Source organism: Streptomyces sp. NA04227 (genome assembly GCF_013364195.1).
Classification (GTDB): domain Bacteria; phylum Actinomycetota; class Actinomycetes; order Streptomycetales; family Streptomycetaceae; genus Streptomyces.
In genome coordinates this window covers 7,615,951-7,629,467 of record NZ_CP054918.1, presented here as the reverse complement: position 1 = coordinate 7,629,467, position 13,517 = coordinate 7,615,951, and the positions used below count along the sequence as shown (strand labels likewise).

At 70.4% G+C, this 13,517-nt stretch carries 13 protein-coding genes and 2 pseudogenes; 8 read left to right on the top strand and 7 right to left on the bottom strand.

Annotated features, from left to right (window positions below; genetic code table 11):
- Positions 1 to 298: 298 nt before the first annotated feature.
- Positions 299 to 775, bottom strand: coding sequence for a hypothetical protein (locus HUT18_RS32085; RefSeq protein WP_176104007.1), 477 nt, complete (start codon positions 773 to 775; stop codon positions 299 to 301).
- Positions 772 to 2,220, bottom strand: a complete 1,449-nt coding sequence (locus HUT18_RS32080) for an Nramp family divalent metal transporter (RefSeq protein ID WP_176104006.1) — start codon at positions 2,218 to 2,220, stop codon at positions 772 to 774. The genes HUT18_RS32085 and HUT18_RS32080 overlap by 4 nt, the downstream gene beginning before the upstream one ends.
- Before the next feature lie 165 nt (positions 2,221 to 2,385).
- Between HUT18_RS32080 and HUT18_RS32075 the strand changes: the two genes are divergently transcribed.
- Positions 2,386 to 3,153 (top strand): FadR/GntR family transcriptional regulator, encoded by a 768-nt coding sequence (locus HUT18_RS32075; RefSeq protein ID WP_254878898.1) that lies wholly within the window; start codon positions 2,386 to 2,388, stop codon positions 3,151 to 3,153.
- A gap of 57 nt (positions 3,154 to 3,210) precedes the next feature.
- On the top strand, positions 3,211 to 3,363 hold the full coding sequence (locus HUT18_RS32070; RefSeq protein ID WP_176104005.1) for a hypothetical protein: 153 nt from the start codon (positions 3,211 to 3,213) through the stop codon (positions 3,361 to 3,363).
- 231 nt (positions 3,364 to 3,594) lie between these two features.
- On the opposite strand, the gene HUT18_RS32065 is transcribed toward HUT18_RS32070, so the two are convergent.
- From HUT18_RS32065 to HUT18_RS32050, 4 genes are all read right to left on the bottom strand, one after another.
- Positions 3,595 to 3,891: a hypothetical protein gene (locus HUT18_RS32065; RefSeq protein WP_176104004.1), complete on the bottom strand. Its 297-nt coding sequence runs from the start codon at positions 3,889 to 3,891 to the stop codon at positions 3,595 to 3,597.
- Between the two features lie 174 nt (positions 3,892 to 4,065).
- The gene (locus tag HUT18_RS32060) at positions 4,066 to 5,103 is read right to left on the bottom strand and encodes a PHP domain-containing protein (RefSeq protein WP_176104003.1); all 1,038 of its coding nucleotides are present in this window, start codon (positions 5,101 to 5,103) and stop codon (positions 4,066 to 4,068) included.
- Between the two features lie 127 nt (positions 5,104 to 5,230).
- Positions 5,231 to 5,866 carry a response regulator transcription factor gene (locus HUT18_RS32055; protein ID WP_176104002.1) on the bottom strand — a complete coding sequence of 212 codons (636 nt, stop codon included), beginning with the start codon at positions 5,864 to 5,866 and terminating at the stop codon, positions 5,231 to 5,233.
- Positions 5,863 to 7,083 carry a sensor histidine kinase gene (locus HUT18_RS32050; protein ID WP_176104001.1) on the bottom strand — a complete coding sequence of 407 codons (1,221 nt, stop codon included), beginning with the start codon at positions 7,081 to 7,083 and terminating at the stop codon, positions 5,863 to 5,865. Before HUT18_RS32050 ends, HUT18_RS32055 begins: the two co-directional genes overlap by 4 nt.
- A 173-nt stretch (positions 7,084 to 7,256) precedes the next feature.
- Between HUT18_RS32050 and HUT18_RS32045 the strand changes: the two genes are divergently transcribed.
- From HUT18_RS32045 to HUT18_RS32035, 3 genes and pseudogenes are all read left to right on the top strand, one after another.
- The gene (locus HUT18_RS32045; protein ID WP_176104000.1) at positions 7,257 to 8,345 is read left to right on the top strand and encodes an ABC transporter permease; all 1,089 of its coding nucleotides are present in this window, start codon (positions 7,257 to 7,259) and stop codon (positions 8,343 to 8,345) included.
- A pseudogene (locus HUT18_RS32040) lies at positions 8,342 to 9,025 on the top strand (ABC transporter ATP-binding protein). Before HUT18_RS32045 ends, HUT18_RS32040 begins: the two are co-directional and overlap by 4 nt.
- Before the next feature lie 130 nt (positions 9,026 to 9,155).
- Positions 9,156 to 9,638, top strand: coding sequence for a hypothetical protein (locus HUT18_RS32035; RefSeq protein WP_176103999.1), 483 nt, complete (start codon positions 9,156 to 9,158; stop codon positions 9,636 to 9,638).
- 50 nt (positions 9,639 to 9,688) lie between these two features.
- Here the strand turns inward: HUT18_RS32035 and HUT18_RS32030 are convergent, their stop codons facing one another.
- The gene (locus HUT18_RS32030) at positions 9,689 to 10,114 is read right to left on the bottom strand and encodes a VOC family protein (protein ID WP_176103998.1); all 426 of its coding nucleotides are present in this window, start codon (positions 10,112 to 10,114) and stop codon (positions 9,689 to 9,691) included.
- A 406-nt stretch (positions 10,115 to 10,520) separates the two neighbouring features.
- On the opposite strand from HUT18_RS32030, the gene HUT18_RS32025 reads away from it, so the two are divergent.
- The 3 genes and pseudogenes from HUT18_RS32025 to HUT18_RS32015 all read left to right on the top strand — a co-directional run bounded on the left by HUT18_RS32025 (position 10,521) and on the right by HUT18_RS32015 (position 13,467).
- Positions 10,521 to 12,221: an MFS transporter gene (locus tag HUT18_RS32025; protein ID WP_176103997.1), complete on the top strand. Its 1,701-nt coding sequence runs from the start codon at positions 10,521 to 10,523 to the stop codon at positions 12,219 to 12,221.
- Between the two features lie 138 nt (positions 12,222 to 12,359).
- A pseudogene (locus tag HUT18_RS34080) lies at positions 12,360 to 12,539 on the top strand (hypothetical protein); the annotation flags it as partial.
- Between the two features lie 76 nt (positions 12,540 to 12,615).
- Entirely contained in the window at positions 12,616 to 13,467 is an 852-nt protein-coding gene (locus tag HUT18_RS32015; protein WP_254878897.1) for an aminoglycoside 6-adenylyltransferase, read from the top strand.
- Positions 13,468 to 13,517 lie beyond the last annotated feature (50 nt).

The window sequence follows — 13,517 nt, the reverse complement described above, 5'->3', positions numbered from 1 at the left end:
TCGCGGCTCTCGGCTGTTCCCGGGTTACCCGGTCGGTCTTGGCTGACCTCCCTGGTCCCGGCCGGCCGCGATTGGTCTCCCCCGCCCCGGCGGTGCCGGTGTCTCCCCCGGCCCGGCCCGTGTCGGTCGCTCTCCCCCGGCCCGGCCGGTGCCGGTTGACCCACCGCGGCCCCGGTCGGCCCCGACTGTTCCGTCGCGCTCGGCCGTGCCGAGTCGTCCTCGGACAGACAAAACCGCCGGTGGTGCCGTGCGTCGCACAGCACCACCGGCGGCTGGGCCCTTCCCACAACCAGTTCCGTCACGCGGCCACGGCCACGCCCCGTCGCCCGAGTTCCGCGGCCAGGGCACGGTGGCCCCGCGCGTACCGACGCTGCTTCAGCACTGCCGTCAGCGCGGCAGGCGCGGCGACCAGCGTCAGCAGCGGGAAGAAGGCGATCCCGACGGCGCCCATGAGCACCGCGGCGACGCCGATGGCCCGCCAGCCGGAGAGCCGCGACCGGTACACGTCGTGCGTGCGCCGCAGCCGCTCCGCTTCGCCTCCGGCGACGGCGGCGGCAGCGGGCGCCCGCTCGGGGCCGTCGCCGGTCCTCGCCGTACGGGTCCGGAAGGCGGTGAGCGCGAAGGCCACCGCGGCCAGTGCGGCGAAGCCCGCCGCCGTACGGCCCTGACCGTCCACCACCCGCAGTACGGACAGCACGGTGAAGGAGAGCGCGGCCACCGCCCAGTGCCAGGCGAAGCCACGGCGGAACACGGATCGCATCCTGATGCCGGTCACTTGAGTACTCCCATCTGCTGCAGGATCGCCACCACACCGAAGGCGGTGAGTACCGCACCGGAGAGCAGCAGGAACCAGCGTCCCAGCCCGCGCATGCGGTAGGCGGGCGGCAACACCTTGCGTTCGGTCCACACCATCGCGAAGGCCATGGTGCCGACGCCGAGTACGCCACCGACCAGGGAGGTCGGGGTGAGCAGTACGACGGGGTCGATGCCGGTCCACACGAGCAGCAGCGACGCCACGAGCACATACGGGTAGACCCAGCGCCTGGTGGACGCGAGTCCCTTCTTGCGCACGGTACGGCTGAGCGCGGCGACGGATTCGTGCGCGGTCGTCGAGTAGACCTCCCACAGCGCGAGCAGGGTGCCGAAGAACGCGCAGAAGATCGCCACGTAGTACAGATAGACGAGGCCCGGCCAGAGCACTTCGAGGAAACTCGCCTGGTTGGACAGGAGGTTGTCGTCGGCGGGCACGAGCTGCTTGTCGTGCAGCAGGTTCGCACCGTTGATGACGAAGGCCGCGGTGAAGACGACGATCGCGGCCGAGGACAGCAGGACGTCGCCGAGCGGTACCAGCGTCCAGGACTTCGCCTTGGCGATCTCCTTCTCACCCGTCGGCAGCGGCAGGTACTCCCCCTTGGGCGTGGCGTCGTACCGCGCCTCGAGCGCGCTGACCTCCTCGCGGCCGAGCAGACCCCACTTCTTCTCGCGCAGGAGTCCGGTGTAGCCGATGAAGTCGAAGACACCGCCGCCGATGCCGCCCATGTACATCACGACCTCGACCCATACGGGCCGTTCGGCGACCGAGGGGTAGGAAGTCGACAGCCAGCCCTCGAACTTGGGCATCTGCGGCAGGAATCCGCCGAGTACGCCGAGCCAGTCGGGCCGTGCCCAGAAGACGGAGACCAGGATGGCGGCGAGCATCACACCGACGATCGCCGTCTGGGCCCGCTCCAGGAACTGATAACCGCCGATCCAGGACAGGACACAGCACACGACCAGCATGATCGTCGCCCAGAGCACGCCGGTGCCGCCGAGCAGCGAGGCCGCGTAGTCACCGACGATCAGGGAGACTCCGGCCGCGGCGGTGGGGAACGACAGGATGGCGAGGCCGCCGAGCACCGCCGGGTACCAGCCGCGCGGTCCCGGGACGGTGCGTGCCCATCGGGTCATGGGGTGTTCGCCGGTCAGGACCGCGTAGCGGTTGCCCGCGTACATGATCGCGCCCTTGAGTATCGCGCCCAGGACGAGCACCCAGATGATCGCGTATCCGAACACCGCGCCACCGCGTGCGGCGAAGACCGTCTCGCCGCCGCCGATGGAAATGGACGCGAACACCGCGCCGGGTCCGAAGACCGCGAAGGCGCCCCGCAGTGAGAAGTGCCGGAAAGGCGGCTCGGGGAACGAGGGCGCCGCACTCCCGGAAGGTTCCGGGGGCTGCGCCACCGGACGGATCTGATCGTTTTGCACTGGTACCTCCGAGTACGGACAGCCAAGTTCCCGGGAAACATAAGTCGTATGACGACTGTCGTCAACGTCATTCGTATGATGGATTCCGCGAGCTCGCGAGAACGCGATCGTCACAGCAGAGAATGCGGGAGGCCTGTCACCGTGAGTATCGGTTCACCAGCAGACGGTTCGGCGGCGACACCCGCGTGGACGCGGCGACCGGCCGGTCTGTCCACGGCCGTCGCCCGGGAACTGGTCGAGCGGATCGTCTCCGGCGTCTATCCCTCGGGGAGCGCCCTGCCCACCGAGCCGTCACTGTGCGAGACGTTCTCGGTGAGCAGGACCGTGATCCGTGAATCCGTGAAGATGCTCCAGGAGAAGGGCCTGGTCCGGGTACGGCAGGGCTCCGGAACCCTGGTCACCGAGCGCGACGCGTGGAATCTGCTCGACGCACAGGTGCTGGCCGCGACCATCAGCACCGATCCGGGCTCGTCGGTCCTGGACGACCTTGTCGTCACCCGGCGCCTGCTGGAAGCCGACATGGTCTTCGTGGCCACCGGCACCCTCGACGAGGCCGGGCTGCGTCAACTCGGCGCGCTGGTCGACCTGATGGACACCCTGGTCACGGACTGGCCCACGTACATGCCACGCGACAAGGAGTTCCACGACCTGATCATGAAGGCCTCCGGCAACCGCATCGCCCGCGGCGTCGTCCACTCCCTGGAACTGCAGGCCGCCGACGCGGCCAAGTACGTGGGCAGTCCCACCACTTCGGACTGCGTCGACTCCAACCGCGGCCATCGCGAGATCTTCGAGCGGATGGCCGCGGGCGACGCGGCGGGCGCGGCGGCCGCCATGCAGGCCCACATCACGGAGGCCTGGCTCGCCCGTCGCCAGAGCGACGAGGGGACGGAGCGCCTGGCGCGCTGACCCCGCGATCGGCCGGGTCACGGAAGGCCCGGCCCCGCAGCCACGAACTCGGCCCGGATGCCTACTCGTTGGGTGCCCGCGCGTACGCGTACGGCTCATGATCGCGTACGCGTACGGCACGTGAAGGGCATGCTGTTCAAGGAGGACGGCAACGTCTGGGGGAACGGCACGACGCGGAACGCCCAGAGCGCCGCCGCGGGCGTCGCATAAGGAATCGCACGCCTGGGACTTCTACGAGAAGGTCCCCGACCGCAAGGGGCCGAGGAACGGCGGGAGCGCACCGCGGCCGGCCCGTGTCCACCACGGACCCTTACGGGCAGCAGAGCGCGGAGGCGGAACACGGTCGCCGCGGCCTGGACGGCGGTCGCGGTCGCGTCCTGAGAGGCGACCACGTCCGTAGCGCACTCCGCCGAGTACGGCGCCCTCGGTGGACCGTACCGATCAGCGAGGAACCATGGAGAACACCGGATAGACCCGCGGCTCCACGTCCGGGACCCCGAGTTCGCGCAGGATCGGGATGATCCTCTCGCCGAACTGCCGGAACGCCTCCTCGGACTCCCAGACGTCCACGACGAGCCAGCCGTCGGCGGTGGGGGCGGAGGTGTGCGAGAGCAGACCGGCCACCGGCCAGTCGGCGGGGGTTTTGACCGGGCCGGGCCGGCCCGCCACCATCTCCGCGCTCTGCTCGTACTGTGCCTGGGTCATCCCCGGCATATCGAAAACCGCGACGATCGCCATGCTGAGCTCCCTCGTAGGGGTACTGAGTCTCCGGTCAGCTGATCAGTTCGGCGGGCGGCGTGCGCGTTTCGCTGAGCCGGTCGGGGGCACGGACGGAAACCGGGGCGGGGTACGGAACCAGAGCCGGAAGGGCGGGCCCCGGGAACGAGACCGCGCGAGCCGCAAGCCGGTGGCTCACCCGACGCGCTCGGGCTGTCTCCGGGTGCGGGTCCACTCCAGGAGCTGGTCCGCGGACCAGGTGTTGATCACGCGCTCGGCGGGCACCCCGCACTCCTCCGCCCGGGCGCACCCGATGATCTGCCAGTCGAGCTGGCCGGGAGCGTGCGCGTCGGTGTCGATGGCGAACAGTACGTCGGCGGCGAGCGCCTGACGCAGCAGACGCCGGGGCGGGTCCTTGCGTTCGGGGCGGCTGTTGATCTCCAGTGCGGTGCCGTGCTCGGCGCAGGCGGCGAAGACCTGTTCCGCGTCGAACCGCGACTCGGGACGAGTGCCGCGTCCGCCGGTCACCAGGCGCCCGGTGCAGTGGCCCAGCACATCGGTGAGCGGGTTCCGCACGGCCCGCAGCATCCGCCGGGTCATGGCCGGGCTCTCCATCCGCAGCTTCGAGTGGACGGAGGCGACGACGAGGTCGAGTCGTTCGAGCAGTTCCGGCTCCTGGTCGAGCGAGCCGTCCGGCAGGATGTCGCACTCGATCCCGGTGAGCAGCCGGAACGGTGCCCACTCCTCGTTGAGCCGTGCCACCAGGTCGAGTTGGGCGCGCAGCCGGTCGGCGTCGAGCCCACGAGCGACCTTAAGCGTGGGCGAGTGGTCGGTGAGCACCGCCCACGCGTGGCCGAGGTCCGCCGCGGTACGCCCCATCACGTCGACCGGGCTGCCACCGTCCGACCAGTCGGAGTGCAGATGACAGTCCCCGCGCAGGGCGGCGCGCAGTGCGGTGCCACCGTCGGCGAGCGGCGTCGCCGCCTCGGCCTCCAGCCGCTCCAGATAGTCCGGCGTCCTGCCCGCGAGCGCCTCCTCGGCGACCTTGGCCGTCTTCGGCCCCACTCCCTTGATCCGCACGAGCGTGCCGTCCTCGGTCCGGCGCGCGACCTCGTCCAGCGCGAGTTCGGCGAGGGCTGCGGCCGCGGTACGGAACGCCCGTACCCGATAGGTCTCCGCCAACGTCCGTTCCAGCAGGAAGGCGATTCGGTCCAGCGCCCGCACCGGGTCCATCGGCACCTCCCGGCTCCGGAACGTCCTCGGCCCACGCCCGCCCCCTCCGACCAGTGAACATCGCGGTCCGGGGAGGGGCCAACCGGGCGGACGCCCGCCCCGCGTCCCTGGGATGCGGACGTCGTCGTCAGCGGCGGATGAGACCGAGATCGATGGCGGTCGCGACCGCGGCGGTGCGGGAGTCCACACCGAGCTTGGCGTAGACGCGGGCGAGGTGGGATTTGACGGTGCCTTCGGTCAGGTGGAGCCGTCCCGCGACGACCTGGTTGGACAGGCCCTCGGCCACCAGGACGAGGACCTCCGTCTCCCGCCGGGTCAGGGCGGTGCCGGGGGCGCGCAGCCGGTTCATGAGGCGGTCCGCGACGGCGGGGGCCAGTGTGGTGCGGCCGAGGGCGGCGGTGCGTACGGCGGCGGCCAGGTCCGCGGGCGGGGCGTCCTTGAGCAGGTAGCCGGTGGCGCCGGCCTCGATGGCGGGCAGCGTGTCGGCGTCGGAGTCGTAGGTGGTGACGATCAGCACGCGGGGGGCGTCCGGCCGGGCGGTGATCCGCGCGGTGGCCTCGGCTCCCCCCATCCCCCTGCCGAACTGCAGGTCCATCAGTACGACGTCGATGTCGCCCCGGGCGGCACGGGTGACCGCCTCCTCCGCGGTGGCGGCCTCGGCGACCACCAGGAGGCCGGGTTCGGTCTCCAGGACGGCGCGCAGTCCGGCCCGCACCACCGGATGGTCGTCGGCCAGGAGCAGCCGGATGGGGTTGTCGGTCACGGGCGTGCCTCGGGTTCGCTGTCGGCGGGCGGTGCCAGGGGAAACCTGGCGGCGAGGGCGGTGCCGCTGCCGGGGGCGGATCGGACGGTGAGAGTGCCCCCGAGTGCGTGGGTACGGGCGCGCATCGCGGCCAGCCCGAAGCCGCCGGACTCGGGGTCGGGGGCGGGCAGTTGGTCCGGGGCGAAGCCGCTGCCGTCGTCGACGACATCGAGGGTGACGTGGTCGCCGAGGTAGCCGAGGGTGACCTCGGCGGTGGTGGCCTCGGCATGGCGAACGGTGTTGGCGAGGGCGGACTGGGCGATGCGCAGCAGGGCGACCTCGTGCGCGGTCGACAGCGGCACCGGGTCACCGGTCAGCTGGAAGCGGGCGGCGAGCCGGTGCCGGGCACTGGTGGTGGCGCACAACCGCTCCAACGCGCCGGACAGAGTGGCGCCTTCCAGGGCGGGCGGGGTGAGAGCGGCGACGAAACGGCGGGCCTCTGCCAGGTTGTCCACCGCGGCCTGGCGGGCCTGGTCGACATGACGGGCGGCGCTTTCCGGTGCGCCGGGCAGGGCGCGTTCGGCGGCGCGCAGCAGCAACTGGATGCTGGTCAGGCCCTGGGCGAGGGTGTCGTGGATCTCCCGTGCCAGGCGTTCCCGTTCGGCCAGCACCCCGGCGGTGTGCTGGGCCTGGGCCAAGTCGGCGCGGGTAGCGGTGAGTTCCTCGATGAGTCGTCGGCGCTGTTCGCTCTCCCGGTACAGGGCCTGGTAGCCCCGTACCACCGCGACGGCGACCGCGGCACCCAGGGCAGGACCGATCGCCATGGCGGCGCCGAAGGAGTGCTGGTGCGCGGCGTACGCGGCGATCGCCGTGAGTGCGGTCGCGGCCACGGCGGCCGGGCCCGCGCGGCGCGGCAGCAGGTGGAGCTGCAGGAAGTACAGCGGGAAGGCGACCCAGACCCCGTCGGCCGACAGGATCAGCAGCACCAGCCAGCAGGCGCCGACGGCGCCCAGCCATCCGGCCGCGGCCCGGCGCGAGCGGTGGATACGCGGCACGAGCGGCCCGACCGCGTACACCGCGGCACACGCCGCCGCCACGGCGACGGTCGCCCCGGCGTGCGGGCGGTCGTCGACGACGGCCCGGACCGCGGCGAGCGCGAGCAGGGCGACGAACAACAGGTGCAGGCACCAGGCCAGGGCCCGGGTGGTCGGCGTCAGGGCAGCGGGGGCGGCGTTCACAGTGCCTTCCAGCCTAGGGACCGGCGCCCGGGACGGCCTCCCCCGAAAGTTACAACCCGTGTGCTGTCCTTCGGCCCGCGAAGTGACCTCCCGTGCCGGATGCCCGGACCGGGCGCCGACGACGAGGGTGAGGGCATTCCGCTTCCACCGCCGGAAAGGGCAAGTCGAGAGCCGTGTTCGTCGCCTGGAGAGATCTGAGGTTCGCCAAGGGCCGCTTCGCCCTGATGGGCACCGTCATCGTGCTCATCACCCTGCTTGTCGGCCTCCTGTCCGGCCTGACCGCCGGGCTGCGCCAGCAGAACATCTCCGCCCTCACCGGCCTGCCCGCCGACAGCATCGCTTTCCAGGCGCCCAGCGGCGGACACGATCTCTCGTACGCCAACTCCACCGTCACCGCGCGGCAGTGGGAACGGTGGGCCACGACTCCCGGCGTCACAAGCGCCGAACCACTGGGCATCACCACCACCAAGGCCACCGCCGGTGACAAGAGCACCGGCATCTCCGCCTTCGGAGTCCGGCCGGACTCCCGTCTGCTCCCCGACAGCGACGAGATCAACGCACACACCGCGGTGCTCTCCACCACCGCCGCCGACAACCTCGGCCTCGCCTCCGGCGACACCTTCACCCTGGCCGGGCGGAAACTGACGGTCGCCGCCGTCGAGGGCGATGCCTTCTTCAACCACACCCCGGTCATCTGGACCAGCCTCACCACCTGGCAGAGGACCGCACCCCCGAACGACACCGGCGACGTTCCAACCGCGACCGTGATCGCGCTGAACACCACCTCCGGCACCGACACACACGCCGCCGACCGAGCCGCCGGCACCAGGACCGTCTCCAAGAACGACTCTCTGTCCGCGATCGGCTCCTACACCTCCGAGAACGGCTCTCTCCAGCTCATACGCGGATTCCTCTTCGCCATCTCCGCCCTGGTCACCGGTGCCTTCTTCACCGTCTGGACCATCCAGCGCAGCGCGGATGTCGCCGTCCTCAAGGCCCTCGGTGCCTCCACCGCGAGCCTCCTCAAGGACGCCCTGGGGCAGGCGGCCGTCCTGCTCGTCGGCGGCACCCTGATCGGCACCGGCACGGCCGTCGCCCTCGGCGCCCTCCTCGCCGACAGCGAGGTTCCGTTCCTCCTCACCCCCACCGGTGTCCTGATCCCCGCGGCGGTGATGACGCTCCTCGGCGCCCTCGGCGCCGCCCTGCCCATCCGCCGCATCACCTCCGTCGACCCGCTGACCGCACTGGGGAGCGCACGATGAGCCTGCGCCTGGCCGACATCACCCTGACCTACCCCGACGGCGACACCCGCCTGACCGCCCTGAGCCACGTCACGCTCGACGTCCCCCGAGGCGGACTCACCGCCGTGGTCGGCCCCTCCGGCTCCGGCAAGTCGAGCCTGCTGGCCGTCGCCGCCACCCTGATCACCCCCGACACCGGTACGGTCACGATCGACGACACCGACACCTCCGGCCTCAGCCGTGGCCAACTCGCCCGCCTGCGCCGGGAGAAGATCGGCATCGTCTTCCAGTAGCCCAACCTGCTGCCCGCCCTCACCGCAGGCGAACAGCTCCAGGTCATGGCCCGAATCGACGGCCGCAGTGCGACCAGGGCCCGTACGCGCGCCCTGGAACTCCTGGACGCGGTCGGCCTGTCCGACCAGGCCCACCGCCGCCCTCACCAGCTCTCCGGCGGTCAGCGCCAACGCGTCAACATCGCCCGTGCCCTGATGAACGACCCCACCGTCCTCCTGGTCGACGAACCCACCAGCGCCCTCGACCACGACCGCGGCGCCGCCGTCATCGCCCTGCTCAACCGCCTCACCCGGCAACGGGCCACCGCCACCGTCCTGGTCACGCACGATCGCAGCCACCTCACAGCGGTCGACCGGATCGCCGAGGTCCATGACGGGCGTCTGCGGCATCCCCGAGCCGCCCGTTGAGGTCGCGGCCGCAGGGACCGTCCCCGCAGCGGCCGCCGAGCACCAACTGCCCTGCCTGTCAGGCGAGTTCGCTCATTCCTGATCACCGGTTAGGATCACGGCGCAGCTTTTCGATCACAAGGAGTCAGCGGTGCGCGAGAGGGTCCGGCGAGCGATGGCCGGTACGGTCACGGCGGTCATGGTGTTCGGTCTCGGGGCCGGCCTCAGCGGTTGCGGCGACAGCGGCAAGTCCAAGTCGAAGTCCCGGGGAAGTTCCTCGCACAAGGACTCCGACGACACCGACAGCGGTTCCACCGGCAGCGGGCCGGGCTCCTCCGGTGAGGTGCAGCGCGAGGTCACCCTGGAGGTGCCGGGCTCGGGCAGCTCCCAGGTGATGTACATCCTCGGCAGCAACAAAATGGAACGGGTCAGCCTGCCCTGGAAGCTGACCCGCACCCTCTCCCTCACCAAGGCGGAGCAGAGCGTCGGCGTGCTCGTGTCCGTCGTCCCGGGCTCGGTGAAGGGCTCCGACGGCATGCTGGAACAGGCGGCCTGCCGTATCACGGTCGACGGAAAGACCGTCGTGGACCAGTCGGCGGGCAGCAGCAAGACCTGCGAGTACAAGGTGAAGTAGACGCTCCGAGAGTCAAGCGAGGTGACTTGCCACCTCGCCCTCTCCGGGGGTCAGTCCAGACAGAACTCGTTGCCCTCGAAGTCCTGCATCAGGATGCACGAATCGTTGTCATCCGCCAGCAGTCGCACGCGTACCGCGCCGAGCGGGACCAGTCGGGCGCATTCCGCCTCCAGCGCGGCCAGGCGCTCCGCGCCCACGAGCCCGGTACCGACTCGCACGTCAAGATGCACCCGGTTCTTGGCGACCTTGCCTTCGGGAACGCGCTGGAAGAACAGGCGCGGGCCCACGCCCGAGGGGTCACTGCACGCGAACCATGAGCCCTGATCCTCGGGCGGCCGCGACCGATCGAATTCGTCCCAAGTGGCAAATCCCTTCGGGGGCGATACGACGTACCCCAACACCTCGCACCAGAAGCGGGCGACGCGCTCGGGTTCCGCGCAGTCGAAGGTGACTTGGAACTGCTTGACCGATGACATCGGCGCACCTTAGCAGGGGGCTCGGCTGCCCATCTACCGGTCGAGATCCGCGTCTTGACCAGGGGTGTTGTCGCAAGCCGCCGCTGTGTCTCGTGGCCGGGGAGGCGCCGGGATCCGCACGGCGGACAGGGGTGGGTCAGCCGGCCTGTCACCCTGAAAGCCTGGTCGGGGTGCTCGTTGAAGGCATGCACGTCACGGTGGTCGACAGCGTCTGCCTGCTCCGGAGTCAGCGGCTGATCGAGGCGGAGCGTGAAACTCCACTCGGGCACGGTGCCCGTCCATGTCCTCCTTGTGCCTGCCTAGAGCCCTATGTCCTCGCCCTATGTCCTCGCCCCCTGCCCCCCGCGCCCAACCACATGGCCCACCCAGCGTGCACCCCCCGGCGGCCCCGGGCCAGGATCGGCCCATGGGTGACACAACGGGCCGTAGGGGCGACTCCGGATCCGCTGCGGTGGCCGGGGAGGGACCGCATCAGGCTCTGGCGCTCGCGGCCACTCTCTTCGCGGTGTCGATGACCTTCATCGACCAGACGATCGTGAGCGTGGCCGCGCCCCGCATCGTCGACGAACTGTCGCTGTCCTCGTCCGGGATGCAGTGGGTCATCAACGCCTACCTGCTGTCCCTTGCCGCCTTCTTCGCGCTCGGCGGGCGGCTCGCGGACATCGTGGGGCACCGCGTCATCATGGTCATCGGCACCCTGATCTTCGTCATCTCCTCGGTGCTCTGCGGGTGTGTGCCGGACAACGACTTCGCCCAGACCTGGCTGGTCATTTTCCGGGCCACCCAGGGGCTGGGTGCGGCCCTGATGTTCCCTGCCGCACTTGCGGTGGTGGTCGCCGTCTTCCCGGTCGACAAGCGGGGCAGGGCCATCGCCCTGTTCTTCGGGCTGTCCGGGGCGCTCACCGCCGTGGGCCCGCTGCTCGGCGGCTGGCTCACGGACTGGACCTGGCGGGCGATCTTCTGGATCAACCTGCCGGTGGCCGTCATCGCGCTGGTACTGACCGCCCTCGCCCGCATTCCCAGCACCCGCCGCCCCGAACGGCTCGACGTACCGGGCGCGGTACTGGTGGCCGTCGGCATGGGCCTCGGAGTGTTCGGTCTCCAGCAGGCGTCCGCCTGGGGCTGGAGCAGCTTCGCCACCTGGGCATGCATCATCGGCGGGCTCGTGGTGCTGGTCCTCTTCTGGCGGTACGAGCTGCGGGCGGCGGACCCGCTCATCACCTTCCGGGTCTTCCACGACCGGGCCTTCACGGTGGACATGCTGGTGCTGTTCTTCGCCATGACGGCGTTCGTGCCGGTGTTCTTCTTCATGTCGGTGTACGCCCAGGTCTCGCTGAGCGCCTCGCCCAACCAGGCCGCGCTGTACATGCTCTACTTCTTCGCCGGGTTCGGGCTCGCCTCCCAGCGCGGCGGCAGGATCCTGGACACCCGGGGTGCCCGCCCGGCACTCAAGATCGGCACCGCGCTCGCCACGGTCGGCTTCGCCCTGTGGGCCAACAAGCTGACCGATCTCTCCTTCCACGACCAGTGGCCCTACGCCGCGCTGGCCGGCGCGGGAATCGGCCTGCTCCTCTCGCCCGCGTCCACCGACGCGGTCAACCGGGCGGTCGGCTCCTCGTACGGCGAGGTCACCGGCATCACCCAGACGGTGCGCAACTACGCGGCGAGTGTGGGCCTCGCGGTCTTCGGCACCGTCCTCACCCACGTCACCACCAACCGTGTCACCGAAACGCTCACCGCGAAGGGCCTGTCCGAGGGCGCCTCTCACAACACGGCCCGCGGCATCGCGGAGGCGGTCACGGGACATCCCGACGACCAGGAGCCCTCCGGCGGAGGCGGTTCGGCGGCGGTGATGCGGAAGGCGATGTCGGCGATCCGTATGGACTTCGCCGAGGCCAACCAGTGGGTGTTCTACGGCATGGCGATCGCCTGCGGCATCGCCTTCCTGTGCTCTCTGGCCCATCCCGGTACGCGGGTGGAGGCCGAGCCCGGGGAGGCCGGTGGTCCGGGGACCGGGAAATCCGGTGGTCCGGAGGCTGAGGGGAAGGGCGGCGGTCCGGATCCTGGGGGACCGGGCGACAAGACCATTTCTCCCGGGCATCCGTAGTTCCCCCATTCCCCTCAATTTCCCGGGGTGTGCGAATAGTTGGCCGGTGGCTGGTGCGGCTGCCGGAAGCCGGGGCCCCTTCCGTCCCGGTGGAACTCTTCATCGGTCGGACCGCTGACAGAAAAGCGGCAGAAGAAGCCTGACCAGGGCTCCAAGCAGTGGTGGAGCGACCTGGGCGACGATCTCAAGAACGCACTCTCCCGCTCGATCGACCTGGCCGGCAAGGCCAAGGCGTCCCTCGAGCTCGACGGCTGGTGGGACATCGAGAAGGACTACGACTACCTCTACGCCGAGGTCTCGACCTACGGCGGCGCCCACTCGTCCGGCCATGTGACCGTGACGCCAGGCCAGTTGCTACGCAAACGGGGGCTCGGGACCGCCTACCATGACGGCTGTGATCCACATAGATGACGAGGGAATCGTCACCCGGGTGCTGGCTTGGGCCCACAACCGGCAGGATGTCCGGGCCGTGCTCCGCACCGGGTCACGCGCCCGCAACGACGGCACAGTGGACGCTCTCTCCGACCACGACATCGAGATCTACACCACCGATCCCGACAGTTATGAGGAGGGCGACTGGGTCTTGGAACTCGGCCCAGTGGCGGTGCAGGTCGCGCTGGAGGGCCCCTGGGAGAACCCGGCGCATCTGGTGTTCTTCGAAGGCGGCGTGAAAGCCGACTTCCAGGTGGTGCCAGTCGACCTCTTGGAGAAGATGGCCACGGACGGACTGGACGACGTGCACGTCCGGGGCTACGAAGTGCTGCTGGACCGGGACGGGCTGGCAGCGAAGCTGCCAGCCGCCCCAGGAACGCCAGATGTGGATCTGCCGGACGCCGAGGAATTCGCAGAGCTGTGCGCGGAGTTCTGGTTCGAAGTGGCGCACCTGCCGCGCTACCTCGCCCGCGGTGAGCTGTGGGTGGCGCAAGCACGGGACCGGACCACGAAAGAACTGTTGGAGTCCATGATCGAGTGGCATGCTCTGACTCGTCAGGGCACCGGCCACGACATCTGGTACGGCGGCACCCGCATGCGGCAGTGGGCCCAGCCCTGGATCTGGGACGAACTGCCCAGGATCTTCGGCGACTTCACGGTGGACGGGATGTTGCAGGCAGCACAGGCGACGGCCGACCTCTTCGCCCGGCTGGCCAAGGAGGTGGCCGAGGCGCAGGACTTCGCGTACCCGGAGAAGGCGGAACACGCAATCCGCCCCACCCTCGACGCACTGCCACCGCTGCGGCGGCCGTAACACACCCGGTAGTCCCGGGCATTGGAGCTGATGTCCTCTCCCCCTCGGCG